This window comes from Rhizobium sp. RM (assembly GCF_013390595.1).
GTDB lineage: Bacteria > Pseudomonadota > Alphaproteobacteria > Rhizobiales > Rhizobiaceae > Agrobacterium.
Window position 1 is genome coordinate 821,886 of sequence record NZ_JACAWV010000008.1, and the last position, 26,107, is coordinate 847,992.

24 protein-coding genes are annotated in these 26,107 nt (G+C 57.8%); 15 read left to right on the forward strand and 9 right to left on the reverse strand.

Annotated elements, in window-relative coordinates; all coding sequences use genetic code 11:
• Positions 1-205 precede the first annotated feature (205 nt).
• On the forward strand, positions 206-634 hold the full coding sequence (gene ros / locus HWX89_RS12990; protein ID WP_138794870.1) for a MucR family transcriptional regulator Ros: 429 nt from the start codon (positions 206-208) through the stop codon (positions 632-634).
• Between the two features lie 95 nt (positions 635-729).
• On the opposite strand, the gene HWX89_RS12995 is transcribed toward ros, so the two are convergent.
• Entirely contained in the window at positions 730-1,146 is a 417-nt protein-coding gene (locus HWX89_RS12995) for a SufE family protein (protein ID WP_138794871.1), read from the reverse strand.
• 117 nt (positions 1,147-1,263) lie between these two features.
• Complete coding sequence (locus HWX89_RS13000; RefSeq protein WP_138794872.1) at positions 1,264-1,689, reverse strand: DUF5330 domain-containing protein; 426 nt, start codon at positions 1,687-1,689, stop codon at positions 1,264-1,266.
• 484 nt (positions 1,690-2,173) lie between these two features.
• On the opposite strand from HWX89_RS13000, the gene HWX89_RS13005 reads away from it, so the two are divergent.
• Genes HWX89_RS13005 through HWX89_RS13015 form a run of 3 tightly spaced genes read left to right on the forward strand, consistent with a single transcriptional unit; the run spans position 2,174 to position 4,993 of the window.
• On the forward strand, positions 2,174-3,706 hold the full coding sequence (locus tag HWX89_RS13005; protein WP_138794975.1) for a sensor histidine kinase: 1,533 nt from the start codon (positions 2,174-2,176) through the stop codon (positions 3,704-3,706).
• Positions 3,678-4,610: a peptidoglycan-binding domain-containing protein gene (locus HWX89_RS13010; RefSeq protein WP_178340732.1), complete on the forward strand. Its 933-nt coding sequence runs from the start codon at positions 3,678-3,680 to the stop codon at positions 4,608-4,610. Before HWX89_RS13005 ends, HWX89_RS13010 begins: the two co-directional genes overlap by 29 nt.
• 29 nt (positions 4,611-4,639) lie before the next feature.
• Positions 4,640-4,993: a DUF1491 family protein gene (locus HWX89_RS13015; RefSeq protein WP_138794874.1), complete on the forward strand. Its 354-nt coding sequence runs from the start codon at positions 4,640-4,642 to the stop codon at positions 4,991-4,993.
• A 24-nt stretch (positions 4,994-5,017) separates the two neighbouring features.
• On the opposite strand, the gene HWX89_RS13020 is transcribed toward HWX89_RS13015, so the two are convergent.
• Positions 5,018-5,935 (reverse strand): DUF2336 domain-containing protein, encoded by a 918-nt coding sequence (locus tag HWX89_RS13020; RefSeq protein ID WP_210271387.1) that lies wholly within the window; start codon positions 5,933-5,935, stop codon positions 5,018-5,020.
• Positions 5,936-6,411: 476 nt separating this feature from the next.
• Here HWX89_RS13020 and HWX89_RS13025 point away from each other — a divergent pair, with 476 nt between their 5' ends.
• The gene (locus tag HWX89_RS13025) at positions 6,412-6,600 is read left to right on the forward strand and encodes a hypothetical protein (RefSeq protein WP_138794875.1); all 189 of its coding nucleotides are present in this window, start codon (positions 6,412-6,414) and stop codon (positions 6,598-6,600) included.
• A gap of 18 nt (positions 6,601-6,618) precedes the next feature.
• Here HWX89_RS13025 and HWX89_RS13030 read toward each other — a convergent pair whose 3' ends face one another.
• Both HWX89_RS13030 and HWX89_RS13035 read right to left on the reverse strand, forming a co-directional pair.
• Positions 6,619-7,167, reverse strand: a complete 549-nt coding sequence (locus HWX89_RS13030; protein ID WP_138794876.1) for a DUF1254 domain-containing protein — start codon at positions 7,165-7,167, stop codon at positions 6,619-6,621.
• Positions 7,160-7,747, reverse strand: coding sequence for a DUF1214 domain-containing protein (locus HWX89_RS13035; protein ID WP_138794877.1), 588 nt, complete (start codon positions 7,745-7,747; stop codon positions 7,160-7,162). Before HWX89_RS13035 ends, HWX89_RS13030 begins: the two co-directional genes overlap by 8 nt.
• Before the next feature lie 109 nt (positions 7,748-7,856).
• Here HWX89_RS13035 and HWX89_RS13040 point away from each other — a divergent pair, with 109 nt between their 5' ends.
• Positions 7,857-9,245, forward strand: coding sequence for a M20 family metallopeptidase (locus tag HWX89_RS13040; RefSeq protein WP_138794977.1), 1,389 nt, complete (start codon positions 7,857-7,859; stop codon positions 9,243-9,245).
• Here HWX89_RS13040 and HWX89_RS13045 read toward each other — a convergent pair.
• Complete coding sequence (locus HWX89_RS13045; protein ID WP_138794878.1) at positions 9,242-9,850, reverse strand: LysE/ArgO family amino acid transporter; 609 nt, start codon at positions 9,848-9,850, stop codon at positions 9,242-9,244. The two genes, HWX89_RS13040 and HWX89_RS13045, sit on opposite strands and share 4 nt — an antisense overlap.
• A 95-nt stretch (positions 9,851-9,945) precedes the next feature.
• Between HWX89_RS13045 and HWX89_RS13050 the strand changes: the two genes are divergently transcribed.
• Positions 9,946-10,851 carry a LysR family transcriptional regulator ArgP gene (locus tag HWX89_RS13050; RefSeq protein WP_138794879.1) on the forward strand — a complete coding sequence of 302 codons (906 nt, stop codon included), beginning with the start codon at positions 9,946-9,948 and terminating at the stop codon, positions 10,849-10,851.
• Between the two features lie 15 nt (positions 10,852-10,866).
• Here HWX89_RS13050 and HWX89_RS13055 read toward each other — a convergent pair whose 3' ends face one another.
• Positions 10,867-11,331 carry a VOC family protein gene (locus HWX89_RS13055; protein ID WP_138794880.1) on the reverse strand — a complete coding sequence of 155 codons (465 nt, stop codon included), beginning with the start codon at positions 11,329-11,331 and terminating at the stop codon, positions 10,867-10,869.
• A 167-nt stretch (positions 11,332-11,498) separates the two neighbouring features.
• Entirely contained in the window at positions 11,499-13,691 is a 2,193-nt protein-coding gene (locus HWX89_RS13060; RefSeq protein WP_138794881.1) for a transglycosylase domain-containing protein, read from the reverse strand.
• 181 nt (positions 13,692-13,872) lie between these two features.
• Here HWX89_RS13060 and HWX89_RS13065 point away from each other — a divergent pair, with 181 nt between their 5' ends.
• The 7 genes from HWX89_RS13065 (at position 13,873) to HWX89_RS13095 (ending at position 20,775) form a co-directional block, all read left to right on the forward strand.
• Positions 13,873-14,340: a YcgN family cysteine cluster protein gene (locus tag HWX89_RS13065; RefSeq protein ID WP_138794978.1), complete on the forward strand. Its 468-nt coding sequence runs from the start codon at positions 13,873-13,875 to the stop codon at positions 14,338-14,340.
• Between the two features lie 102 nt (positions 14,341-14,442).
• Positions 14,443-15,270, forward strand: coding sequence for a class D beta-lactamase (gene blaOXA, locus HWX89_RS13070; protein WP_138794882.1), 828 nt, complete (start codon positions 14,443-14,445; stop codon positions 15,268-15,270).
• Between the two features lie 39 nt (positions 15,271-15,309).
• A complete protein-coding gene (locus HWX89_RS13075; protein WP_138794883.1) occupies positions 15,310-15,918 on the forward strand; it encodes a class I SAM-dependent DNA methyltransferase in 609 nt (202 codons plus the stop codon).
• Positions 15,919-16,033: 115 nt separating this feature from the next.
• Positions 16,034-18,595, forward strand: coding sequence for a heavy metal translocating P-type ATPase (locus tag HWX89_RS13080; protein WP_178340733.1), 2,562 nt, complete (start codon positions 16,034-16,036; stop codon positions 18,593-18,595).
• Positions 18,592-19,014: a Cu(I)-responsive transcriptional regulator gene (gene cueR, locus HWX89_RS13085; protein ID WP_138794884.1), complete on the forward strand. Its 423-nt coding sequence runs from the start codon at positions 18,592-18,594 to the stop codon at positions 19,012-19,014. Before HWX89_RS13080 ends, cueR begins: the two co-directional genes overlap by 4 nt.
• Before the next feature lie 57 nt (positions 19,015-19,071).
• Complete coding sequence (locus HWX89_RS13090) at positions 19,072-19,269, forward strand: heavy-metal-associated domain-containing protein (RefSeq protein ID WP_138794885.1); 198 nt, start codon at positions 19,072-19,074, stop codon at positions 19,267-19,269.
• Between the two features lie 123 nt (positions 19,270-19,392).
• On the forward strand, positions 19,393-20,775 hold the full coding sequence (locus HWX89_RS13095) for an MFS transporter (protein WP_138794980.1): 1,383 nt from the start codon (positions 19,393-19,395) through the stop codon (positions 20,773-20,775).
• A gap of 13 nt (positions 20,776-20,788) precedes the next feature.
• Here the strand turns inward: HWX89_RS13095 and HWX89_RS13100 are convergent, their stop codons facing one another.
• Positions 20,789-22,507: a glycoside hydrolase family protein gene (locus tag HWX89_RS13100; protein ID WP_138794886.1), complete on the reverse strand. Its 1,719-nt coding sequence runs from the start codon at positions 22,505-22,507 to the stop codon at positions 20,789-20,791.
• Between the two features lie 242 nt (positions 22,508-22,749).
• On the opposite strand from HWX89_RS13100, the gene HWX89_RS13105 reads away from it, so the two are divergent.
• On the forward strand, positions 22,750-25,932 hold the full coding sequence (locus tag HWX89_RS13105) for a GGDEF and EAL domain-containing protein (RefSeq protein WP_138794887.1): 3,183 nt from the start codon (positions 22,750-22,752) through the stop codon (positions 25,930-25,932).
• Positions 25,933-26,107 lie beyond the last annotated feature (175 nt).

Genomic DNA, 26,107 nt, shown 5'->3' on the forward strand with positions numbered 1-26,107 from the left:
ACTGTGGCCCAATTGGCCATTGCTGTCTGTGTTCATGACCAAATGTCAAATTGCGCTGAATTCACGTTCAGTCTTTCGCCAGAAATCTAGGGGTGGGTTTCACGTTGGTTCCAACGCGGCGAAGGTAGGGGGATCGAGTAACTTCACATCACTCGAAGCGGCGTCTTCCGCTACTTCTAGGGGTAAATGAACAGGAGATACTTAAATGACGGAAACTGCATACGGTAACGCCCAGGATCTGCTGGTCGAACTGACTGCGGATATTGTGGCTGCCTATGTTAGCAACCACGTCGTTCCGGTAACTGAACTTCCCAGCCTCATCTCGGATGTCCATACAGCGCTCAGCGGCACCTCTGCTCCGGCATCGGTTGCGATCAATGTCGAAAAGCAGAAGCCTGCCGTTTCTGTCCGCAAGTCGGTACAGGACGATCACATCGTTTGTCTCGAATGCGGTGGCTCGTTCAAGTCGCTCAAGCGCCATCTGACAACGCATCACAGCATGACACCCGAGGAATATCGCGAGAAGTGGGACCTGCCGGTCGACTATCCGATGGTTGCGCCTGCCTATGCTGAAGCCCGTTCGCGGCTCGCAAAGGAAATGGGTTTGGGCCAGCGTCGCAAGTCCAGCCGTTAACATCAGCAGGCATCGAAACAGAAAAAAGCCGGTCGAAAGACCGGCTTTTTTGTTGTCACGGATATGTCTTGGTCTGGGCCGTTAGAACACGCTTATCAAGCGGTGAGAAGCCGCGCCTCGCTACGGATACGGTTGACCATCGAGCGCAAGCCATTGGCACGCTGCGAGGACAGGTGTTCGACAAGGCCGATCTTGTCAAAGACTTCGATCGCGTCGAGGGCCGCGATATCGGATGCCTTTTTGCCGGAGTAGACGGCAAGAACAATGGCCACAAGGCCCCGCACGATGTGGGCGTCGGAATCGCCTTCAAAAGTCATGACCGGATCGTCAGCGCCATCCCGGTGGCTGACAAGCCAAACCTGACTGGCGCAACCCTGAACCTTGTTCTCGGCCGTACGTTTGTCATCCGAAAGTTCCGGCAATGCCTTGCCCAGTTCGATCACGTAGCGATAGCGGTCTTCCCAGTCATCGAGGAAGGAAAAATCGTCGAGGATCGTTTCAAGCGAGGTCATTGGTATCCGCCATTGTGGTCTATCAAGCACCATATAGGCGAAGCGCGGCGAAAATTGAACCGTGGCTGATATGAAAAAGCGATTTGAACAACAGAACGCCAGGCGCAGACTGAAAACTTAGAGTGCAGGGCGTTTCTGAGGCAGGGGAATGATCGTACCGGTTTTGACCGCGTCGGCGTTCTTTTCGAATTCGGCGCTGGCAACCGGTGTCTCGGCACGCTCTGCTTCGGCCTGGATGGCTGCGGCAACGGCGTCAGGCTTGTCCTCGGTCGCAAGCTGTGAGTCGATCAGTTGATAGGCAACCTTGGCGCCTTCGCGAGCCCGTTCACCAAGCGCGTGGAAGGTTTCTGCGCCCTTGACGCAGACATCGGGCTTTTCAGCGCAGATCGCACTGACATAACGGTATGCGTCGCCTGCGGCCGAAACGGCACTGGTAATGTCGAATGTCGACGGTTCCTTGGATGCATCGTTGCTGCCGCCAAAATAGGACAGCGCTACCAGCACCAGCGAAAACCAGAATGTTCCTTTAATCAGAAACCACATGTCAGACTACCCTGCCAGACGAACCCGTTTTACCGCCCCGTTCATTTCGAATCATCGGCGTTTGCCCCGTTTTTGGGCTTGGGAGGAAGCTACCTGCAACCGGCGAACGTGCGATTGCAAAAAGCGGCGCAATTTAATTCAAATTGTATCTATTCTCCTCGCAGCATTGTGCCGCCAGCCAATTCGTTCGCATTTTAACGACTGATGTTAAGCATAATTGCGACGCTTGCCATAGAATGTCGGCAAAAGCAGCAGGCGCGTTTGCCTTAAAGGTTAACATGACGGCAAAAATAAAGCGAAATCCGTCGCTTACCCGTCATTAACCATGAATTCCAAAGCTTGTTCCGAATGCCCCGTTATGGGACTCGTCGGGCATTTGCGACCGTTTGGCGGCTTTCATTTTATCCATTCCTTAAGCCGCGCTCTTCTATTGTCGGCACCGTTAGATCCGTCTCAGGGATTCGGTGTGCTGGTATTGCGTAACATTACAGAAAAAGCGGTCGCATTTGTTGACCATGCTGCAGGCAGATGGCTCGCCCGCATGGAAGAGGACGCCGAACGGCGTGCCGCAACAGTTGCGCAACTGCGCCGACTGATCGCCTTTGCAGGCGCCAGCCTTCTGGTTGTTCCCGCTGTCTTTAGCCTGGTGTTCAGACCGGCGCTGGCCATGCCCATTGGTGCTGCTCTGGTCCTGGCGCTGTTTCTTGCTGCCGCTGCCCTGCTGATTGCTTTTTCCCATTCGGCACGCGCGCCGTCGGTCGCCTCCAGCAGCGATGAGAGTGATGTCGTTCTGGCTTCGCAGGTACCGGGTCTTCTCATGTTCCTGAATGAGAACGGTATCGTCGAGCGCGTATCCGGCAGAGACCGAGAAAGCTTTCCTGGCTACCTGCGGGATTGTGCAGGGCAGATTTTCGCCGAACATATTTACGTCTCCGACCGCATCCCTTTGATGCAGGCTTTCGATCTGCTTCGGCAGGGCGAGGACAGCGCCAGCGCCGAACTGCGGGTCGAAATCGGATCGAAATCGCGCAACACGGCGCAGTTCATGCATTTGCGTGCTGAAATGACGGCCGTACGCAATGCGACCGGACGTCTCCGCCGCATCGTCGCGCAGCTTTCGGACGTCACTGAGATTGAAGAGCTTCGCTGCGAAGCCGTACGCAAAACGGCGGAAGCCGAATCTGCCAACGACGCCAAATCGCGGTTTCTGGCGGCTGTCAGTCACGAACTGCGCACGCCACTCAACGCGGTTCTCGGCTTTTCCGATATTCTGGCCGGCGAATATTTCGGCAGGCTGGAGAATGACCGCCAGCGCGAGTATGTCGCGCTCATCCGTCAGTCCGGCGCGCATCTCCTGTCGGTCGTCAATACCATGCTTGATATGAGCAAGCTGGAAGCTGGCCGCTACGAATTGATGATGGAAGCCTTCCCAATCGCTGAATCGATCGAATCCTGTGAAGCGATGCTTGGTCTTCAGGCAAAGGAGAAGGGGGTCACGTTGACCACTCGCATCCAGCGCGGTATCGGCGAGGTTACGGCTGACCAGCGCGCAATTCGTCAGGTTCTGATCAATCTGGCCGGCAACGCCATCAAGTTCACGGATGCCGGTGGTGTCATCTCGATGGACGCGGCGCGCGAAGGCGCTATGCTGAAGCTGACAGTCAGTGACACCGGTATCGGTATCGCTGCCGACAAGATAGAATTTCTGGGCCAGCCCTTCATGCAGGTCCAGAACGAATACACCCGTCGCTATGAAGGCACGGGACTGGGACTTTCGCTGGTCAAGGGATTGGTGGCATTGCATGGCGGTACGTTCGCCATTGCCAGCAAGCCGGGCGAAGGTACGGTCGTAACGATCATGCTGCCTGCGGATGGCTCCGGTGTCGCAGGTGGAGGTGAAGGCGCCGACGCTGGCCGCATGGTGGAGTTTCCGCCGCGCATCAGGCAGCTTGGCGACCTTGCCGAAGTTATGAAGAAGGATGTTGAGGATGGCCCCGCGAAAGCGAAAATCGCCTAAGAAAACAGCCGCCCAGACTGGGGCAGGCGTTGTTTACTTGGTGGTTTCGGCCATCGGGCGCGAGATCATGCGTCGTCCAAAACTGGTTGGCGGTATAGGCGCGTTTTCTGTCGTCTTTGGTTTCGTCGCCGCCAATGCACTTTGGTATCAGCCGGGTGTCCATCCCTCGCCATTTCTCAGAACGCGCGATGCAGCCGATCCGAATGGCATTGCCGGTTACCGTATGGCGCAAACCCTTGGCACCGAGGGCAACGTAACGACCTTCCGCATTGAACGTCCTGAAGAAACGGCTGCCGCGACACAGCCTGTCGCTGGGGCAGACCCCGTGCAGCAGCAGGTTCAACAGACAGCCCCAGTTGCTCATCAGCGCCAGCAGATCGTCGCCGACATCCAGGCAGAGTTGAAACGGCGCGGTCTTTATGACGGCGAGGCAGACGGTTTGATGGGGCCAAGAACGGCCGCCGCCATCATGTTCTTCGAGGAAACCGTCGGTATGGAACAGACCGGCGAACCGACCAGCCGTGTCTTGTCCGCCTTGAAGATCGATGGTGCGACGGTCGCCGCCATTCCGAAGGACCGCCCCTCTGATAACGTCGCAAGCGGTGGGGTCGAGGTTGATCCGGTCGCTGCCGCCATTCGCAAGGCGGAGACATCAACGCCCAAAGCCGAACCGGTGTCGTTGACAAGCAAGGCGCCTGCCGGAAAACCGGTCTCGCGAGAAATGGTCGCAAAGATTCAGCAGGGCCTGGTCAATATCGCTTATGCTGGCGTGAAGGTTGACGGTTTTGCTGGCGAACAGACCCGCATGGCCATCCGTCAGTTTGAAAAGCATTATCGGCTGCCCGAAACCGGTGAGCCGAGCGAAGCCGTGTTGAAAAAGCTGAAATCCATCGGCGCCTTGTAGGCGTCGACGGCTGCAAGGGGCTTCGCATCATGCGCCTGAAATCCGAACTATTCGTTTCAGCTCTGGTCCGGCGCGTTTTCTCGTCTGGCGGTTTTGCAGCCGTTGAGAAAAAAGGTGCGGAGGAAGCGGGGGCCATCTTCATCCGCCAGCGTTTTCGTGACGGTACGGAAAACCTCTATGGCCCCGCACCGCAAAGCTTTGCGGAAGACGACGAGATCAGGGCTGAGCGACGTTTCGAAACCAGGCTTTCGGGCGCCGACGCGTTGGAAAGCAGTACGTTGCTGGACCGTGAACGTCGTTTTGACAGCGACCTGTGGATCGTCGAACTTGAGACCGATGACATTTCCGCACTTCTGACCCTGGTGGATCAACCCAAAAAATAAGGGCGGTCAGACCGCCCTTGATCCTTAACTTGCCGCCGTCTTGCGCGGGGCAGGGGTGAACTGCCGTTCGCCGCGCTGGCTATGGGTGTAACTGTCTGCCCGTCGCCAGTTTTCAACGCGCTCTTCGCACTCCACGATATCAAGGCGGTCGATCAGCGCTTCCGCACGGCTCATGTCGCCTTCAGCGGCAGCAAGGTGCGGATAGAAGCATTGCAGCACAAAGGCTGCCTCGGAAAACTCCATACCAAGACCCGTCAGCGTCGTGGCAAGCTGGCTTCCGGAGATGTCGAGCATGATGCGTTCGGAAAGCCAGTAGCTGGAAGACAGTGAATCCGCCAGCGCAATGGCAAACTGACGCGCATCGCGTTCACGGGCAAAACGGATGAGCAGCGCTTCTTGCACCTCGGTCAGTCGGCGCAGACCAAGAACATCGTGTTCCGGCCGGTTGAGATGGCGTGCCATGTCCCGGATCTGCCGACGCATTTGCTCTTCCAGATCGGAAACCACCTGCTTCTCGATATCGGCTTCAGTCACGGTCGTGGCCGGTTCCTCCGCAGGCAACGTGTTGTCGCTGGTCTGCCGCGTGACATCGCGTGTATGGCGCAGGCCAACCAGTGCATCGATCACCGTCGGTGAAAGATCGTCGCGACGTACGATGGCACGCGCATGCGCTGCCCCTTGCGTGCGGGCAATGGTAATCAGCGTATCGTCGTCAAGGCATTTCGACGAAATGAGGAAAGGCGCAGCAAGCGCAATCGGCTGGCTGGCAATGAAGAAAGCGACAGCCGATGGTATCATCGGATGCTGGGAGAGGGCGGCAATCGCTTCCCGTTTCGCCTCATCGGTAGAGGCGTTGAAAAGCGGCATGAAGAGTTCGGCAAACTGCCGCAGATCGGATTTAGACGGACGAGCTACGCCTTCAAAATTCGTCACGGTGGCCATCAGCACCACATCTTTCTTCCTCACGGCTCTTGGCCTCTCAAGTTCTCGAAACCGGTCGGTCAACGCACTACCCAACAAAAACGCGAACACAATATCCGTTCAAGTTAGAGCAAATCCGTTGACGTCCTGTTAACTATGGAGGGGAGCAAGAGATGTTTGATGCTTATCAACAACGAAATTTTAAGGCTGCTGAATTGCCGGAAATCGTGGAACTTTGCTGGATTTGCAGGGTTTCCAACGGGTGAAATGCGGCTGAGATGAAACGACTGGTCGTAAATTAAGGTTAACGGATCATTAACCTGTCCGTGTTTGTAATTTCATGGGCAATATTAGGATTCCATGTTATCCTCGACGCCGGAATAAAAAGCCCGAATGGCATGCGCTGATATGTGAATGGTGATGAAATTCCCGATGCAAGACGAGGCTTGCGCGGTTCCCAGTAGCAACAACAATCATGTCCCGAAGAGGAGATGAGCATGGCAGAGATTATTCCGCTGGACGAAGCCCGTCGAAGTTCACGTTCCGGCGCAGACGCAGGGGCGCGGGGAATCGGTCCGGCAAAAGTGTTGCTGTTTACCGGCGTGCACTATGAAAAGCGCGATACGCATCCGAAGAAAGCAGCGCGTAAAAGCAAGTCAAACACCGAAACCGCGCTCAAATCCTGATCGCATCTCTTATCGGCGTCACTTCCACGGCGTCGGCTGGCATTTTGCCTCGTTCAAAAAGCGTTCCGCTTCTTCCCCAAAGCTCGGCTGCGGCACCATCGTCCGCAACACCACATAGCCCTCGGTTTGATCCGCTTCCACCAGAATGGCCTGTGACAACGCTGGCGGTTGCGCCTTGCGGATGGCTGCGATCTGGACCGCATCGGCAACAAGAATGTCCATGACGCCACCCGCTGACGTACGGTCGTTCATGCTGAAAACCTCATTGGAAGCCTTATCGTAAACAGCGACCGACCAGAAAGGCACAGCGCCGATGGCGGTGAGCCGCACTGGTTTTTCTTCGATGTCGAAGGTGCATACCGCGACCCGCATGAAGGGATCACCGCTGCCTAGCGAAGGCTTTTCCACCGTCTCTTCCAGGAGATGAAAATCATGAAGCTTGCCCTCGGCCACCGCGCGTGTATTGGCATCGCGGTTGGAAAAGTGCGGGATCGACAGCAGGATGACGAGGTGCAGCGCCGCTGCTCCCACCAGACCGGTCACAATGGCAAGCAGGAACCTAAGCATTGCCGCACTCCAGCTTGCGGATTTCTGGCATCGAGATATCGATAAGCCCCGAGCTTCCGGCAACAGGCGTGTCGAGCAGTGTCATCACCAGTTTGAAGGTCTGGCCTTGCGGCACCGAAAGCCAGTTATAGGTCTGAGCCGTTGCAGCGATTGCGACATCAATCCCGCCCTCAGGCTCACGCAACAGCGTGCGGGAGTTGAGCGCGAACGGCCGACCGGACGCATCCGCAAGTACGTTACCCTGTTGGTCCGCCGCATAAAGCGTCCAGAAGCGCGAGGGTGGAACGGTGCCAGCCAGACGGTAGCGGCACTCACCTGTCAGGCGTTGACCTTCGCTGTCGACCGAAGCGGTAAAGCTTAGCCCCTCGGCAGTGCCGTACAGCAACTTGCCTGCATCGGCGCGATGCGATTTGGCATAGGGGTCGGCCTCGATCGTCTGTGCTTCGGGGAACGCATCCCATGGGCCGATGCGGATCGAACCGAACCCGGAGGTGGCTTCGAGCGCAACCAGCGTTGACGCGATGCCGCCGCCGAAAGCGATCAGAAGGGCGATACCGACGAGGAATGGAACTCGAAACACGCTGTCTTCCTGTTTTTGAACAGGTCGAGGGTTATCACTGATTCCCCCTTTGGAAAATGCCGGGGCTTGTCTAGTCTCAGTAAAAATCAACGGAAACGGGAACTTCATGATGACGCGACAGGCCGCAATCGACCACGCAACCGCCTATTTTGATGAGGGCGGCTTCGTCCGGGACCTCGCCCGGCGGGTTGGCTTGCGCACGGAAAGCCAGAACGAGGCGAGCGCCGACGCCCTGTCGCTCTATCTCGAAGCCGAAATGAAGCCCGCTTTCACCGACATGGGATTTACCAGCGAAATTGTCATCGATCCTGCCTCCGGTCTGCCATTTCTGATGGCTGAGCGTTTCGAGGGAAAGAGTTTGCCGACAGTGCTGGGTTACGGCCATGGCGATGTTGTGCGCGGTCTGGATGAAGGCTGGGCAGACGGGCTTTCACCGTGGCGCATGACCGAGCTGAACGGCAAGTGGTACGGCCGCGGCACGGCCGATAACAAGGGGCAACATTCCATCAATATGGCGGCGCTCAAAGCTGTCATTGAGACGCGTGGAAAGCTGGGCTTCAATGCCAAATATTTGATCGAAATGGGGGAGGAACGCGGCTCGCCGGGGCTCAGGGAAGTCTGCCGCGACCATGGTGAGCGGCTGAAGGCCGATCTTCTGATTGCTTCCGACGGGCCGCGATTGAACGCGGAGCGGCCGACCGTGTTTCTCGGTGCGCGTGGCGGTATCACGTTCGACCTGGTGATCGAAGCCCGAGAGGGCGGACATCATTCCGGCAACTGGGGAGGGGCGCTTTCCAATCCGGGCGTGCAACTTGCCCATGCCATCGCGAGCCTTGTTGGCCCGACCGGGCAGATCCGCGTGCCGGAACTGGTGCCAGACGCCTTGCCGCAAGCGGTGCGTGATGCTCTGGCCGATTGTGAAATCGACGGCGGGCCAGACGGACCCGCGATTGACGCGGATTGGGGAGAGCCCGGTCTTTCCACGGCAGAGCGGGTTTTCGGCTGGTGTGCACTGGAAGTGCTGGCTTTCGAGACTGGTAATCCGCGTTCGCCCGTCAACGCAATCCCGCCGCGGGCATGGGCGCGACTGCAGCTGCGTTTCGTTGTCGGCATCGATCCGGAAGCTGTCGTCCCCGCCGTGCGCCGGCATCTCGATCGACAGGGGTTTCCCATGGTGAAGATCGTTGCTGCAGGTGACGAGATTTTCCGTGCAACCCGGCTCGACCCGAATGATCCGTGGGTCGGTTGGGCGGTGGACTCCATCGCATTGAGTTCAGGCAAGAGGCCCGCGTTGCTGCCCAACCTTGGCGGCTCCCTGCCAAATGACATCTTCGCCGATATCCTCAAGCTGCGGACCATATGGGTTCCCCACTCCTATCCCGGTTGTTCGCAGCATGCACCGAACGAACATCTCCCGAAGCAGATTGCCCGAGAAGGACTGGCAATCATGGCGGGGCTCTACTGGGACCTGGGCGAGGCCGATGTCCCCGACCTTTAAGCGCCCTTGAGGAGCGTGAAGGCGATGATCCACATGGTGACGGCAATCAGCCCTTCGAGAATTCGCCAGGCGGCGGGTTTTTCGAACAGGGGCCGCAGCCACCGTGCGCCGTAACCGAGCGAGAAGAAAAACACGAGCGAGCCGGTCGCCGCGCCGGCTGCGAAGGTTTTTTCCAAGCCGGGAAACTGTGTCGATAGCGAACCGAGCAGGACTACGGTGTCGAGATAGACATGCGGGTTGAGGAAGGTGAGCGCCAGACAGATGGCGAGTGTCTGCCACAGGCTGACCTCTTTACGCTCCGCAACGGAGAGCGCTCCGGACGAGCGGAATGCTGAATGGAGGCTTTTTGCGCCGTACCAGATGAGGAAGGCGGCACCCGCATACCGCATTATCGGATCGAGCGCCGGCATTACGGCGCTGATCTGCCGAAACCCGGTGACCCCGACAATAATCAGCAGGGCATCCGATAAGGCGCAGGTCAGGCAGACAGCAAAGACGTGCGAGCGCATCAGCCCCTGTTTCAGAACAAAGGCGTTCTGTGCGCCGATGGCGACGATCAGGCTGAGGCCCATCATCAGGCCGGTGAAGAAAACCTGTAAATCCACGCGTTGGTAGCCCCTCAACAGAAAACGAAGCCTTGGATAATTGTTTGGCCTGCATTAATCCAGTTAAACAAGTTTATCCGGATTAAGGAAAACTAATGATCGACTATCCCTCTATGCGGGCTGTGGCGTTGGTGGCGCAAACTGGCAGTTTCGAGAAGGCGGCGGCAGCGCTGTTTGTCACGCCATCTGCCGTCTCGCAGCGGGTCAAACAGCTCGAAGAACGGCTTGGTGTCGTGCTTATTGTCCGCGGAACCCCTTGCACGGCCACGGAAAAGGGGGAGTGGCTCTGTCGCCATATGGAGCAGGTGGGCATGCTGGAAACTGAGTTGTTCCGGCAACTGCCCACGCTCGCGGAGGAAGGGGCGACGCACACGCGCGTTACGCTGAATGTCGCCACCAACGCCGACAGTCTCGGCACGTGGTTTCTCGATGCCGTCTCTGCTTTCAGCCGGACATCCGATTTTCTTGTCAACATCGCCGTGGATGATCAGGACCATACCGTCGAGTGGTTGCAGCGTGGCAAAGTCCTGGCCGCCGTCACGGCACACGCCAAGCCGGTGCAGGGTTGCCGGGTCACGCCGCTCGGTATTCTGCGGTTTCATGCGACAGCCAGTCCCGATTTCATGCGGCGCTTTTTTCCCGATGGCGTTACAGCGACATCGCTTGCTGCGGCTCCGGGCATCACCTTCAATCAGAAGGATCGGCTGCAAAATCGCTGGATCAAATCCGCGCTCGGTCGGGACATGTCCTATCCAACCCACTGGTTGCCATCGACTGATGGCTTCGTGAAGGCGAGCCTTTCCGGCATAGGGTGGGGCATGAACCCCAACCTGCTCGTTAAGGATCATCTTGAGGCCGGGCGATTGTTGGAATTGATACCGGGCATCCCGCTCGACATTCCACTCTACTGGCAGGTGAACCGCATGGCCGCCGACCGCCTGTCCGGTTTGACGGCGAGTGTGGTAAGCGCCGCACGCGCGGCGCTGCTGGGCGAAGTTTGAAATTGTAGTTGCGGGCTAACGACGGATAGCCTGCCACTCGGTCCAGCTTTTTACCTGCGGTATATCTGCTCTGGGCTTGTCCTCGAGAAAGGCGATATATTCCAGTGAGTGGCCGTCGGGATCGTCGAAATAGACGCTCGCCGCCGGCATCCAGGGAAAGACAACCGGTTCTTCGATGTTGGGGGCGCCGGCAAAGCCGAGAGGCTCGACCTTCTTGGACCTGAGATAATCTGGAGCAGCGAGAACCTGATCGAGTTCAACGCTGAATGCCAGATGCAATCTGGTGTTGATCGGTGCGGAATGAATCGACCAAAGGCCAAGCATCGACTGACCACGTGCACCAATCCAGAAAAATGCCAGATGTCTGTCTGGGACCCTGTGCGCCAGTTCCAGACCCACAACATTGCGATAAAAATCGATTGAGCGTTCCAGGTTTGAAACCGTCAAATGGGTTTCGAACAGCGTATTTATTTTCACCATATGTCTTCCTCGATCGTCATGCGAAATGCGATTGCAAGCGCCGGATCGCGTTTGCGATGGCACTCTGCAACCTCAAGCGCAGTTGAGGTCAAGCATGAAATGGGCATGTGAAGGTTCTGCTTCAGAGGCGGAAAACGCCTCTTGCCTGCCGCTGGAAAAAGGAGTTGTCAGCGCCGTTCCGGTTCTTCCGACCCGTTACGCAAAGCAGCGGCCGCCACCTTCTGTGTCGTCAGCGTCAGTGGAGTGGCTTCTTTCATCTTCTTGGCGATGGAGCGAATGACACGGGTCGCTTCGGCGGAAAGCGACCGCGGGCGGGTGAGCGCCGGCATCGTCTGTCCGGCGGCAGACGCGGTTGCCGCCTCGGCGGAAGGCTGCGGGCGAACCCCTGTCGGCAGCGGGTTCTGAATGCCGGGAATGGCGCGCAGCTCCATGCCCTGGTGCGCATAATCCATCAATCGCTTATAGGTCATGGCCGGAAGAGCGCCGCCGGTCATCTCGTTGGTTGGCGTGAAGTCGTCATTACCGAACCAGACAGCCGTTGTGTAGTTGCCGGTAAAGCCCACGTACCAGGCGTCACGATAGGCCTGCGATGTGCCGGTCTTGCCGCCCGACACGATGCCGTTTTCGAGCGCGCCACGCCGTGCCGTTCCCATGACCGGGATCGTCACCAGCATCTGGTTCATCTTCGAATTGGCTTCTTCGGACAACACGCGTTTGGCCGGTGGTTCATCGCGGCCGAAGTCATAGAGAACGTCACCCTCGTAATTCAGCACCTGTTCGATGCCGTGACGGCGGGACTGCATGCCGTCTGCCGGAAATACCGCGTAGGCTGTTGCCTGATCGAGCACAGTTACTTCCGAGGTGCCAAGCGGAATGGTTTTGTCGCTGCGAAGTGGTGTCGTGACACCCATCGCCTTGGCCGTATCGACGATGACCTGCGTGCCGAGCACGTCCTTGGCCAGTCGCACAGGCACCGTGTTGTAGGATTTGGCGAGCGCCACCTGCAAAGTCACCTTGCCCGCATAGGAGCGGCCGTAGTTCTGCGGTGACCAGCCGCGCCAGGTCACGGGCGCATCGGAAATCAGTGTATCCGGCTTCATGCCCTTTTCCATGGCAGCGGAGTAGGTATAGACCTTGAAGGAAGAGCCGGGTTGGCGCATTGCCGCGGTTGCACGGTTGAACTGGCTTTCGCCGTAGTCACGACCGCCAACCATGGCGCGCAAGGCACCGCCGTTTTCGATCATCACCATCGCGCCCTGCTTGACGCGGTAACCTTCGCCATATTCGCGCAGACCCATTTCCATCGCCTGTTCGGCGGCCTGTTGCAGGCCGGTATCGATGGTCGTGCGCACGACGACGGTATGGTCCTTGAATTTGCCCTCGGCTGCCAGACGCTGAACCTCATCGAAGGCCCAGTCGAGGAAATAATCGGGGGCCTTCACATCGGCCCGATCGATAACGGTCGCCGGATTGCGGCGTGCCCCGATCACCTGTCCTTCGGTCATCAGGCCGCTCTGTACAAGGTTGGAAAGAACGGTGTTGGCGCGGGCGCGGGCCGCGGGAAGGTTGACGTGCGGCGCGTATTTTGCCGGTGCCTTGAAGAGGCCAGCCAGAATGACGGATTCCGCCAGCGTCACGTCGGTCAGGTTCTTGCCGAAATAGAATTGCGACGCTGCGGCCGCGCCAAAGGTGCCGCCGCCCATATAGGCGCGGTCGAGATAAAGGCTGAGAATTTCCTTCTTCGACATGTTGGTTTCGAGCCACAATGCCAGGAAGGCTTCCTTGATCTTGCGTTCCAGCGAGCGCTCATTGGTCAGGAACAGGTTTTTGGCGAGCTGTTGCGTCAGCGTCGAGCCACCCTGGACCACGCCACCGGCACGAGCGTTTTCGCTCATGGCGCGCGCCAGGCCAATGAAGTCGATGCCGAAATGCTCGAAGAAGCGCCGGTCTTCCGTCGCGAGGACGGCCTTGATGAAATGATCCGGCATCTGATCGATTGGCACGGAGCCTTCATGGATGATGCCGCGATGGCCGATCGTATTGCCGTAACGGTCGAGGAAGGTGACGGCAAAGTCGCCACGATAACGCCAGTCCTTCTTCGTTTCCTCGAAGGCGGGCATGGCAAGCGCCAGAAGCACCACGGAACCGGCGGTTCCAAAGGTCAGCGCATCGCCGGTCAGGTTGACGAGAAGTTTTTTCCAGCCGCGCACGTGCAGTTTGCGCGACGCAATGGTAACTTCCTCCCAGAAATCGACAAACCTCGCTGCAGCCGTCCACAGGCCCGAGTCGATGAATGAATCGATCCGAAGCAGAATGTGGCGTTTGCGTCTCGCCTGTTTCTTGTCTTTTTCTTCCTGCACCTGAAGCGAATTCCTGTTCGATGGGGCGAGCAATGCTTGACGCAGTAACCTTGCGCGGGTCATTCCTCATCACCACTCTGCCGGAATTAAGGAATATCTTATATTCCAGCCGATTGCGATACGACAAACGGGCTAAGCTATGCGTAGCCTGATGGATCAAAATGAGACGAAAATGTTAACGATAAATGATGCCCCGTTCTGGAAAACCAAAACGCTGGAGCAAATGACCGGCGAGGAATGGGAAAGCCTGTGCGATGGCTGCGGGCTCTGTTGTCTCAACAAGCTGGAAGATTGGGACACCGGTGAAGTCGTCTTCACCTCGGTGCGATGTCAGTTGCTGGATGGCGAGAGCTGTCGTTGCTCCGACTATGAAAATCGCCGCGCCACAGTGCCCGATTGCATCCAGCTTGACCTGAAGAAAGTGGATGAGATTGGCTGGCTTCCGCCGACCTGCGCCTACGCGCTGGTGCGGGATGGCAAGGATCTTTACTGGTGGCACTATCTGGTTTCCGGCGATACGGAAACGGTCCATCAGGCAGGCATTTCCGCACGCGGTCGCACCGTCAGCGAAACGGACGTCGATGTTGACGACTTTGAGGATTATGTGGTCGATTGGCCGCTGACGGTGGGTGAGAAAGACGAAGACTGACGGGAAACCCGCTTGGCCCTAATCCTGCCCCATGGTTTTCCTAGGCCGTAGGTCATTCTGGCAAAAAAGTCCGCGAACGACGGACAAGGGACATCAAAACGCATGCGCTATCGGCTGACTGCCACGGTTTTATCCTGTCTGGTTCTTGCGGGTACCTCACCCCATGCCGCATCTGCTCAGCAGCCAAAACCGCAGGCTTTCGAATGCACGCTTGTCACGTCGATTGAGACCGGCGCAGTCATCAACCAGCAAGGCGCCTGTGATCAGCGCGTCGCACCTGCCTCCACCTTCAAGGTGCCGCTGGCTGTCATCGGCTTCGATAGCGGCATTCTGCAGGATGAGAAAACACCCGCTTGGGACTGGAAGCCGGGCATTGAAGCGCGCGCTGAGGATCGCAAGACGGTTGATCCGACCATGTGGGAACAGGATTCGGTGCTGTGGTATTCGCGGGAATTGACCCGCAGGCTCGGTCCCGAAAAATTTGCAGCCTATGTAAAGCGACTGGGCTACGGCAATGCCGACGTATCGGGTGATCCCGGCAAGGACAATGGCCTTACCCACTCCTGGCTCGGCTCGTCGCTGACCATTTCTCCTGTCGAGCAGGTGGGCTTTCTTCGCCGTCTTCTGGCGGGCAACCTGCCGATTTCGCGTGACGCGCAAGCCAAGACCCGTGCGCTTGTTCCAGTGTTTGACGCACCGGAAAGCTGGAAGGTGCATGGCAAGACCGGAAGCGGCGTGATGCGTGATGCCAACGGTAATCCCGATAACAACCGTCCCTTCGGCTGGTTTGTCGGCTGGGCGGAACGCGAAGGTCAGCATATCGTTTTCGCCCGCTTGCAGGTTTCCGACAAGCCATCGACGGAACCGCTAGGGCCACTTGTTCGCGATGCTTTCCTGCGTGATGTCCCACGCCTGGCCGTGCACCGGTGACCGCCTGGATGGCAATCCGACTATAAAATGAGGAGGGCCATGATGAACGCTTCCAACGAGATCATTGCCCTCTATACCGACCACGCCGCTGATTTCGACGCCCAGCGAGGGCGCGGGCTGGCCGAAAAAACCTGGCTCGACAGGTTCCTTTCTCTTTTGCCCGCAAATGGCTCCATTCTCGATATCGGCTGCGGGGCGGGTGATCCCATCGCGCGCTACTTTATCGAAAGCGGATATGAGGTGACCGGGATCGACGCTTCCGGCCCGCTGATTGCCCTTTGCCGGACCCGTTTTCCGGATAGCCTTTGGGCTATCGCCGATATGCGCGACCTGGCGCTTGGCCGGCGCTTCGATGGCCTGATTGCCTGGCATAGTTTTTTCCATCTGACGGTGGAAGATCAGCGGCATATGTTCGATGTGTTTCGCAGGCACGCCAGTCCCGGCGCGGCGCTGATGTTTACGGCAGGCCCAGAACACGGCGAGGCAATCGGGCTCTTTCAGGGTAAGCCGCTCTACCATGCAAGCCTTGCCCGCAGCGAATATGAAAGCCTTTTGTCACAGCATGATTTTCGTTTGGTGGATCATGTTGAAAATGACCCCGATTGCGGTGGCGCGACGGTGTTTTTGGCAAAATGTAAAAACGGCTGATCGGGCCTTGACCTTCCCATGATGGGAAGCATTACATGGGGTATGCCGAGCAGGACTGCTAAGCGGTTTCGTGACACGGCATGCTGCAACAAAGCTCCTCGAAAGGGGAATTCCCATGAACGAGACAGTCAGACACCCCAGCGCCCATGCACACTCCCATGAGCCGGTTTCCATCCCCGTTGAAGGCATGACATGCGCATCCTGTGTGCGTCGCGTCGAGACCGCAGCGGCGAAAGTGCCGGGCGTTGCGGCGAGTTCGGTCAATTTTGCCACCAAAAAGCTGACGGTTGAACCGGCAGAGGGTTTTTCGGCAAAGACGTTAGGCGCAGCAATCAAGAAGATTGGTTATGAAGTCGCCCCGGAACGTCACGAATTTTCCGTCGAAGGACTGAAAAGCGCGGTGGATGCTGATCGTCTGAAGGGAATTCTGACCGCAATCGCGACGACTTTTTCTGCGGACGTGGACCTGGCAAACGGCAAGGTCTTCGTTGACGGTATTGGTGGACGTCGCGAACGCGACATGCTGGTAGAAACGGCAAAGACCGCCGGATTTGTCTTGCGGGCGCCTATGGCGGCACATCACCATTCCCATTCTGAGCGCGCCCATCATCCAGATGCGGGCGGCGGTCACGATCATATGCGTCACGCCGGTGAGGAGGGTGTGCTGAAGCGCGATCTGACGATTGCCGCCATACTCACTGCGCCGCTGTTCGTGCTGGAAATGGGTGGGCATCTTTATGAACCGATGCACCACTGGCTGATGGGCATCATCGACACACAAAATCTCTATTACCTCTATTTCCTGCTGGCGACGGCGGTGATCTTCGGGCCAGGCTTGCGGTTCCTGAGAGCCGGTTTCCCGGCTTTGTTGCGCGGTGCGCCGGAAATGAACTCGCTGGTGGCACTCGGCGTCACCGCAGCCTATCTCTACTCGGCCGTTGTGACCTTTGCGCCATCGCTTCTGCCTGAAGAGGCGCACTATGTTTATTACGAAGCCGCGACTGTCATCGTGACGTTGATCCTGACTGGTCGTTTGCTGGAAGCCCGCGCCAGCGGCAAGACCGGCGATGCCATTCGCAAACTGGCAAGCCTGCAGGCCAAGGCTGCGCGTGTCGAACGCGACGGCAAGACGCTCGAGATTGCACCGGAAGATGTGCGGGAAGGTGATATCGTCGTCATTCGTCCGGGCGAACGGCTGGCGGTGGATGGCGAGGTCATCGAAGGATCGTCCTATGTCGACGAATCGATGATTTCCGGCGAACCGGTGCCGGTTGAAAAACTTGCCGGTGCGAAAGTTGTCGGTGGTACGATCAACAAGACAGGTGCCTTCAAGTTTCGCGCCACCAAGGTTGGTGCCGACACGATGCTGGCGCAGATTATCCGCATGGTCGAGGAAGCGCAGGGCTCGAAACTGCCGATCCAGTTGCTGGTTGACCGTGTGACTGCGCTGTTCGTGCCGGTGGTGATCGCCATTGCTGTTCTGACCTTTGCAGTCTGGGCGATCTTTGGTCCGGAACCCGCCTATAGCTTCGCTCTGGTCAATGCGGTTGCCGTCCTCATCATCGCATGCCCATGCGCCATGGGCCTGGCCACACCGACCTCGATCATGGTCGGAACCGGTCGCGCCGCTGAACTTGGCGTGCTTTTCCGCAAGGGACAGGCACTGCAGGAACTGCGCTCGGCAAACATCGTCGTGGTCGACAAGACCGGGACCATTACCAAAGGCCGTCCTGAATTGACCGATCTGGTCGTTGCTGACGGTTTTGAGGAAAACGAGGTTCTGACGCTGGTTGCAGCCGTGGAGGCCCACTCGGAACATCCAATAGCCGAAGCCATCGTCAAGGCGGCGGAGGAGCGGCAGCTGTTGGGCCCGGAGGGACTCGAACCCCAAACTGTTGAGAGCTTTGAGAGCGTGACAGGCTATGGCATTGCGGCCATCGTCAACGGCCGCAGGGTCGAGGTGGGTGCAGACAGATATATGACCAGGCTTGGGCTTGCTGTCGATGCCTTTACCAATGCGGCCGCAAGGATGGGTGATGAAGGCAAGACACCGCTTTACGCCGCCATTGATGGCAAGCTCGCCGGTGCCATGGCTGTGGCCGATCCGCTGAAGCCATCGAGCGTCAGTGCCATCAAGGCTCTGCAGGACATGGACATCGAGGTTGTGATGGTGACGGGCGACAATGCGCGAACAGCAAATGCCATCGCCAGACAGGTCGGGATCGACAAGGTGGTGGCCGAGGTGTTGCCGGAAGGCAAGGTAAAAGCAATCCACACGCTGCGCGAAGGTGGAAAGACGGTGGCCTTTGTCGGAGATGGTATCAACGATGCGCCGGCACTGGCCGAGGCCGATATCGGCATTGCCATTGGTACCGGCACTGACGTTGCGATTGAAAGCGCGGATGTTGTTCTGGTCGGCGGCGATCTGACTGGCGCGGTCAATGCCGTCGAGATGAGCCGGGCGACGATCCGCAATATCAAGGAGAACCTGTTCTGGGCGTTTGGTTACAACGTGGCGCTGATCCCCGTTGCCGCCGGAGTTCTTTATCCGGCCTTCGGCATTACCTTGTCGCCGATGATCGGCGCAGGCGCCATGGCGCTTTCCAGCGTGTTCGTGCTGGCCAATGCCCTTCGGCTCAAAACGGCCAGAGTTTCTGCAAAGGAGGCAACGGCATGAATATCGGACAGGCATCGGATGCGTCCGGCGTTTCGGCCAAGATGATCCGTTATTACGAACAGATCGGCCTCGTTACCCCGGCCGCCCGCACGGGGAACAATTATCGGGTCTACGGCGAGCAGGACGTTCACAACCTGCGCTTCATCAAGCGCGCCCGCACACTCGGATTCTCGCTTGAAGAGACAGAGACGCTGCTGAAACTCTGGCAGGATAAAAGCCGTGAGAGCGCCGCTGTGAAGGACATTGCTCTTGCCCATGTCGCTGATCTCGAACGCAAGATCGCCGAGATGAAGGGCATGGTGAAGACGCTTTCGCATCTCGCCCATTGCTGCGGCGGTGACCATCGGCCGGATTGTCCCATTCTCGACGATCTGGCTGGCATTGAATCGGTGCACCACAGCTCAGCGAAAACCGCTTGACCTTGCCACTATGGCAAGGTGCACAACCACAAAAGACAATCCTCACTGGAGAAGACCATGACCACCACGTTCCTCGTGCCTGATATGACCTGCGACCATTGCGAAAAGACCGTACGTGGTGCCCTCGCCGAAGCACTGCCTGGCAGCTCGGTCAACATCGACCTCGCTGCCCACACAGTCACCGTCGCCGGTGATGCGGCAAAAGCGGAAGATGCAATTCGCGACGTGGGTTACTCGCCGGAACGAGCTGCTTGAAACTGGCAGGCAGCATGCCTGCTTCATTGATCAGAAATGTCGCTTGACCTCAACTGCGCTTGAGGTTCTAGTTTGCCCGCCGTATCGAAAAACAGAAAGGATACGGCAGTGGTGAATTCGGAAATGGTCGAGCGCAACGGGTGGCTGGAATTGTTGAGCGGCGCGAACCTCGCGCTTCTGACGGTTATTTCCTCCGGTATCGGCCTGCACGCCTTCAATCAGTTCGCGGTGGTAACGGCGCTGCCCGTTGCTGTCAGTGAGATTGGCGGGGCGGCCTTCTATAGCTGGGCTTACAGTGTTTATTTTGTCGGCTCTGTTGCAGGTGGCGTTACCGCTGTTCTGTTCCGCCAGCGCTTTGGCGCACGCTTCGTTCTTCTGCTTTGCTGCCTGATCTTTTCACTCGGATCGATCCTGTCCGCCATCGCTGGCGACTTTCTCTGGGTGGTGATGGGAAGAGCTCTGCAAGGTGTTGCGGATGGTTTGATCGTTGCCGTCTGCTACAGCCTCATTCCCGCTGGCTTCAGATCAGATCTTCTGCCGAAAGTCTTCGCCATCGAAGCAGCGATCTGGGCGATTGCCTCCTTCGTTGGACCGCTGACCGGCGGTTTTGCCACCGAACACTTGTCCTGGCGGGCAACATTCCTGCTGTCCGCGCCGCTGATCCTATTACTCGTCGTTTATACTGTTATGGCCGTTGCAACTGAAAAGCCGGTTGTGTCATCGCGCAGGCCCTTCGTGCCGCTTTTTCTGTGCCTTGCGGGCGCACTTGCCTTTTCAGCGCCGTCGGCCTTTGACGGCACGCTGTTGCGTGTCCTTGCACTTGTTGGCGGTGCAATGCTGTTGTGGGCATCGCTCAAATCAGGCACGCGTCCTTCTATCGGGTTGTTTCCGAGAAATGCGTTTCGCCTGAACAGCGTACTCGGCAGTTGTTTCTGGGTGCTGTTCTTGATGTCTTATGCGCACGCGCTGGGCAATGTTTACCTCGCTTATGTCGCGATCAATCTCTGGGGCTATGAGCCGACATTCGCCGGGTTCATCGTGGTCACGATGCCACTGTCCTGGAGCTTCATTGCTATGGTCATTGGCAGTCTCAGATCAGCGAGATTGCGGGCAATTTGCCTGCATTATGGCCCATGGCAAATGGTGCCGGGATGCGCGCTCCTCGGGCTTGGCCTCGTTAATGGCAACTGGTTGGAGATGCTCGCTGGCCAGATATTGATCGGTTCCGCCTTCGGCATGTCCTGGGCAGGCATCAGTCAGGCGGCGATGGAAGCCGCACCCGATACCGAACGGGAAATGACCGGCGCACTTTTGCCCACGGTCTCAACGCTTGGCGCTGCCGCCGGAGCAGGGGCGAGTGGAACCGTCGCCGCCGCCAGCAATCTTGTTGCGGAAATGGAACGCGGCGACATCCTGATGCCGATGGTCTATCTCTACGGCCTTGGAGTGCTGGTCTCGATCCTGGCGCTCGTGACCGCCCGCGGCTTGCGTGGCAGGCGGACTTGAGGCGCGACGAAGACTAGAGTTTCAGCGCCCAGCACGTCGCATGATCGATCGTGCCGGGCTCGGCCTTCAGGATAGCCGAGCGGACGGGCTCGAAACCCTCGATCCGCTTCGTGCCGACATAACGCCCACGGTTCACGAAAACCTCCAGCGAACCGTAGTCGAGGAAGATGCGCACGCGTGACGCCCGCGCCCCTTTGGCGATATAGAGCGGCGAGGGGCCGTCACGCCCATCTTCATGTCGTATCCACAGGCCGCTTTCATCCGAGACGACGCCAAGGCGCACTGTTGGATGATCGAATTGCAGTTCGAAAGGTTGGCCGGGTGAAGTCAGCTCGAACAGGATTTCGACGGCGCCATTGAGGAAGGTGACGCGTTCGCCGGACGCCAGCCGGGTACGGTCGAGAATATGGCTGCGCAGGCTCTCGGCCGCGCCGATCGGGGGCGTTAGAAGTTCGCCATGGGCATAATGCAATCGGCGAGGCAAGGTCATCGAGGTCGGAAAATCGATTTCCGGATTGGCATCGGCCCAATTGGCAAGCCAGCCGATCCCCACGATGTCGTCACCATCCAGAAACGCCTGGAACGCGTAATTGTCGGTGCCAAAATCCAGTTCCTGTCCTGTTTCCTTCGTAAAGGTCTTGCCGTCGAACCAGCCGACATCTGCCATGGTCAGGTTCTTGCGGCCGGTCTGCGGATCTTCGGAATGCATCAGCCCATAGATCAGCACCCATCGCGTTGTACGCGCGTTCGCCGGTCCATCGAGCGGCAGCAGACAGGGGCATTCGATGGCGGTCGTCTTGTAGCGTGTTTCGACCCAAAGCTTGCCCACGTAGGTCCAGCCGGATGATGCCGTCGGGTCCTGGGTCTCGTAAAGTAGAATGACGCCACCGCTGTCGCTCTGGCTTCCCAGCAGCATCTTCCACAAGCCATCCGGTCCCCGGACGACGTAAGGATCGCGAAAGTCCGGTGTCAGTCCCTGTCCATCCGGGCGCAGTCCAAGAACGACGTCGGCCTGTCCAGCCATGATGAGATCGGAAGAGGTTGCTGTGAGCTGGATCTGTTGTTCCGGAACGCGGTCCTGCACCTGCTCGGTAAAGAATACCCTGATGCCCGGTCCTTCGACCAGAGGAATGGTCGAGCCGGAATAGGCGCCGCCACGTTTGTCCGGACGCGTTGTCAGATCTTCGGACGGAAAGAGGAAAATCGGCAGATGCCGCCAGCGCAGATAATCGGACGAGACCGCATGCCCCCAGTGCATGGTGTTCCAGCGCAACCCGTGGGAATAATGCTGATAGAACAGATGCGGGCGTCCCTCAAACCGCCCGAAACCATTCGGATCATTCATCCAGCCGAATGGCGGACGGAAGTGATAACTTTGCGGTAGTTCGGGCGGGGCGTTGTCCGGTTTGGTGTGGACAACGGTGATGCCGGTTTCCAGAACGTCCGAGGCTGTGAACCAGTAGATGACAGAAACGGCTGTTGTCACGGTGTCGTAACTCAGCTCCACATGCCCGCCGCCAAAGATCTGGTAGATTCGAAAACTGAATTCTTCAGTATTGATACTTGAAACTTCGGCGAATTTTCCGTTGGCATTGGAAAACGAAACAGAGCCTGGCTCCGCTGTTTTTTTCGCCTTCAGCCAGATATGAAAGGTCGTGTTGACGGGAAGATCGGTGTGGATGGTGCGGATGGCGCTTTCCGGTTCTGCCAGCACGGCTTCAACGACGGTCATTCCTCTTCCTTTCCTTCTCATGGTCCCGCCCAATGTATCATCCCGTCTGTCAGGAATGAGGCACAACGCGTGGTAGCGGACGTCAATTGCTGACTTGGACTGGCAGCACAGTCAAAACGAAGGTTCGCGGTAAAAGTTCACTGAGTTGTGCAACCTGGTTTTGTGTTTGTTAGGAGTTTCCCTCTATTCAGAAGACGGCTGGAATAGTCATTCTGCATAACTTTTTTGACGGATAAGCGTGGATGTCCTCAACCTACCCTGAAACTCATGGTTCTGCCGTTTCGGCGGAGCTGAGGGCATTCAATCAGCTTTTCGCAACGCTTCGCTTCGACGGACAAGGGCGCATCGTTGGCGCCAACCACCAATTCTTGCGACTACTTGGCTATGATCTTCAAGAACTTCTTGGTCAGGAAGATACGTTTTTTGTCTCCAAGAGCTATGAAAGAAGCCAGCAGCTCGCGCTCTGGCGAAATGTGCGCAAGGGCAAACCACAACAGCAGACGGCCTTGTGGGTCAGCAAATCCGGCAAGGAACTATGGTTGAATTGCCGTTACATGCCGCTGGCGGATGAAGAAGGAACGATCACCGAGGTCGTACAGGTCATCGAGGACATCACCGAGCGCGAAGCGCGCGAAGCGGACGCACGCGGTCAGCTCATGGCCATCAACCGCACACAGGCGGTCGTGCATTTCTCGCTGGACGGTCATGTGCTTGAAGCAAACGAGCTTTTCCTGAATGCCGTCGGCTACGACCATGATACGCTTGTCGGTAAACATCATTCCGTGCTGGTGGATAACGATGAACGCGCAAGCGAGGCCTATCGCGCCTTCTGGGCTGGGCTGGGGCAGGGCGAACATCGCTCAGGCGAATATCGCCGTATCCGCCAGGATGGTCGGGAGGTATGGCTCCAAGCCGTTTATAGCCCCATTCTCGATGCTGCCGGGCGTCCGTTGAAGGTGGTGAAATACGCCACCGACATTACCGAAGCGAAGATGCGGCAGGCAGACTATCAGTGGCAGATCACTGCTATTCACAAATCCAACCTCGTCATTACCTTCGATATGTTCGGTGCAATTCTCGACGCCAATGATCTCTTCCTAGAAGCGACCGGCTACGATCTTGCCGAGATCGAGGGCCGCCATCACCGCATGTTTGTCGATCCGGCTTACGCTCACGGCAGCGAATACCAGACTTTCTGGCGTGAGCTACGGCAGGGCAAGCATCGCATGGGGCATTACAAGCGGTTCGGAAAGAATGGCCGCGAAGTGTGGCTGCATGCGACCTACAATCCGATCTTCGATGCCGACGGCAAGCCGGTGAAGGTGGTGAAATACGCCTCCGTCGTCACCGACGAGAAGTTGATCGAGGCGGAGTGCCAGGGCCAGATCGCTGCCATTCACAAGGCGCAATGCGTCATCTCCTTCGCGCTGGACGGGACGATCCTCGACGTCAACGAAAACTTCCTCGATGCGACCGGCTACCGTTACGCCGACGTCATGGGGCGCCATCACCGCATGTTCGTTTCGGAAACCGATGCCGTTTCGGAAGAATACCAGGCCTTCTGGCGCGATCTGGCCGCAGGGTGCCACCAGGCCGGCGAATACCGACGCGTCTGCAAGGACGGCAGCGAAATCTGGCTGCAGGCGACATACAGCCCGATCTTCGACATGAACGGCAGGCCCTTCAAGGTTGTGAAATACGCAATCGACGTCACCGCCGACAAACTCATGCAGGCCGGATATCGCGGCCAGATCGAAGCCATCAACAAGTCGCAGGCCGTTGCCGTCTTCGGACTTGATGGCGTTCTGTCTGACGCCAACGAGAATTTTCTCGACCTCTTCGGATACGGTATCGATGAATTGAAGGGGGCCCATCACTCGATGTTTGTCGAGCGGGATTTCTACGTCAGCGATGAATATGTGACGTTCTGGGAGATGCTCAGAAGCGGCAAATATCATAGCGGATTGTACAAGCGTCTCGCCAAGAACGGCCGCGAGGTCTGGATACAAGCCTCCTACAATCCGGTCCTCGACCTGAATGGCAAGCCGGTCAGCGTCATCAAATATGCGACCGACGTCAGCTCGAATGTGGCACTGGCCGAAGCCTTCGAGGATGCACGTCGTCAGGCACACCACGATGCCGCGACGTCGCTTCCCAACCGCGTCAAGCTGGCCTCCTTCATGGATGCCTCGCTTGCCGGACCGGGAGCGGCTTTGACTGTCTTCTACATCGATCTCGATCGCTTCAAGCCGGTCAACGACACCTATGGCCACCATGTTGGCGACCGCGTTCTCGGCGAAGTGGCGGACCGCATGCGGCGCATGATCGATGAAGATCAAATGGTGGCACGCGTCGGTGGCGATGAGTTTGTCATCGTTGCGCCGGGTATGGCGGTCGAAAACATAGAGGCATTCTGCCGCCGACTGATCGAGACGGTGACAAAACCCATTCCTTATGAGAGCGGTGAAATCAGCATTGGCATGTCAATCGGTATTGCCGTTGCCCCGACAGATGGGGAGACACCGGACGATCTTCTACGCGCCGCCGATGCCGCGCTCTATCGCTCCAAGCAGAATGGCCGCGGCGTCTACAGCTTCTTCTCGATGGAGATGAACGACAGGATCGTCAGCCAGAGACGGCTTGCCGAAGATATGCGTCACAGCCTCGCTGCCGGCGATTTTTATCTCGAGTTCCAGCCGCGTTTCGATACGCGCGAGCGTTGCGTGCGCAGTGCCGAGGCATTGGTGCGCTGGGCACATCCTGAACGTGGACGCATTCCTCCGGCCGATTTTATTCCGCTTGCGGAGCGCAACGGCATGATCGTGCCGCTGGGAGACTGGATCTTGCGCGCTGCCTGCACCACGGCGATGAGTTGGGACGGTATTGGCGTCTCGGTCAATGTCTCCCCGGCACAGTTCCGCGATCCGCAATTCGTGCAGAAGGTGAGGGATTGCCTCGCCGAAACCGCCTTGCCTGCGGATCTCCTCGAACTGGAAATTACCGAGGGCGTGTTGCTTGAAGATGCAGATCGTGCGGTAGCCGTCTTGAAGAGCCTCAAGGCTCTGGGCGTCAAACTCGCCATGGACGATTTTGGCACGGGGTATTCGTCGCTCTCCTATCTGCGCAACTTCCCGTTTGACGTCATCAAGATCGACCGCAGTTTCATCACCGATCTTGAAGCCGATGGTAGTGCTCGCTCCATTGTCCAGGCGATCCTCGGGCTCGGGCAGGCGCTTGGTCTGTCGGTCACGGCAGAGGGCGTTGAAACCAATGAACAGCTTGCGGTGCTGACGGCAGACCATTGCAGTGAGGTTCAGGGCTTCCTGATGGCAAAGCCGCTGCGCGCTGAAAAACTGCAGGCGCTGTTTTCGGAGATGCCCGAACTGAACAAGACGATCGGCGAAGGCATTCTGAAATCGGCCTGAAACAAACCGGGTGCGATTTTGATCTCGCAACCAAGAGTGCGACACGCCATATAAGGCATATCGCGCAAAAGTGTTTTGCGGTTTTGTGGTACGGACATGCGAAGGAGAAAAGCATGTCGCGCAAAATCGTCTCATGGTTTTGCAGTGATAATATGCCGGAAAAGCTGTCGCGCTA

What these genes read in the sequence shown, in the direction of transcription:
- cueR (WP_138794884.1), top strand. Translation starts at nt 18,592, where the DNA reads ATGAATATCGGACAGGCATCGGATGCGTCCGGCGTTTCGGCCAAGATG.
- HWX89_RS13090 (WP_138794885.1), top strand. Translation starts at nt 19,072, where the DNA reads ATGACCACCACGTTCCTCGTGCCTGATATGACCTGCGACCATTGCGAA.
- HWX89_RS13075 (WP_138794883.1), top strand. Translation starts at nt 15,310, where the DNA reads ATGATGAACGCTTCCAACGAGATCATTGCCCTCTATACCGACCACGCC.
- HWX89_RS12995 (WP_138794871.1), bottom strand. Translation starts at nt 1,146, where the DNA reads ATGACCTCGCTTGAAACGATCCTCGACGATTTTTCCTTCCTCGATGAC.
- HWX89_RS13020 (WP_210271387.1), bottom strand. Translation starts at nt 5,935, where the DNA reads ATGGCCACCGTGACGAATTTTGAAGGCGTAGCTCGTCCGTCTAAATCC.
- HWX89_RS13100 (WP_138794886.1), bottom strand. Translation starts at nt 22,507, where the DNA reads ATGACCGTCGTTGAAGCCGTGCTGGCAGAACCGGAAAGCGCCATCCGC.
- HWX89_RS13040 (WP_138794977.1), top strand. Translation starts at nt 7,857, where the DNA reads ATGACGCGACAGGCCGCAATCGACCACGCAACCGCCTATTTTGATGAG.
- HWX89_RS13105 (WP_138794887.1), top strand. Translation starts at nt 22,750, where the DNA reads ATGTCCTCAACCTACCCTGAAACTCATGGTTCTGCCGTTTCGGCGGAG.
- HWX89_RS13010 (WP_178340732.1), top strand. Translation starts at nt 3,678, where the DNA reads ATGGCCCCGCGAAAGCGAAAATCGCCTAAGAAAACAGCCGCCCAGACT.
- ros (WP_138794870.1), top strand. Translation starts at nt 206, where the DNA reads ATGACGGAAACTGCATACGGTAACGCCCAGGATCTGCTGGTCGAACTG.
- HWX89_RS13055 (WP_138794880.1), bottom strand. Translation starts at nt 11,331, where the DNA reads ATGGTGAAAATAAATACGCTGTTCGAAACCCATTTGACGGTTTCAAAC.
- HWX89_RS13015 (WP_138794874.1), top strand. Translation starts at nt 4,640, where the DNA reads ATGCGCCTGAAATCCGAACTATTCGTTTCAGCTCTGGTCCGGCGCGTT.
- HWX89_RS13000 (WP_138794872.1), bottom strand. Translation starts at nt 1,689, where the DNA reads ATGTGGTTTCTGATTAAAGGAACATTCTGGTTTTCGCTGGTGCTGGTA.
- HWX89_RS13095 (WP_138794980.1), top strand. Translation starts at nt 19,393, where the DNA reads ATGGTCGAGCGCAACGGGTGGCTGGAATTGTTGAGCGGCGCGAACCTC.
- blaOXA (WP_138794882.1), top strand. Translation starts at nt 14,443, where the DNA reads ATGCGCTATCGGCTGACTGCCACGGTTTTATCCTGTCTGGTTCTTGCG.
- HWX89_RS13050 (WP_138794879.1), top strand. Translation starts at nt 9,946, where the DNA reads ATGATCGACTATCCCTCTATGCGGGCTGTGGCGTTGGTGGCGCAAACT.
- HWX89_RS13025 (WP_138794875.1), top strand. Translation starts at nt 6,412, where the DNA reads ATGGCAGAGATTATTCCGCTGGACGAAGCCCGTCGAAGTTCACGTTCC.
- HWX89_RS13080 (WP_178340733.1), top strand. Translation starts at nt 16,034, where the DNA reads ATGAACGAGACAGTCAGACACCCCAGCGCCCATGCACACTCCCATGAG.
- HWX89_RS13030 (WP_138794876.1), bottom strand. Translation starts at nt 7,167, where the DNA reads ATGCTTAGGTTCCTGCTTGCCATTGTGACCGGTCTGGTGGGAGCAGCG.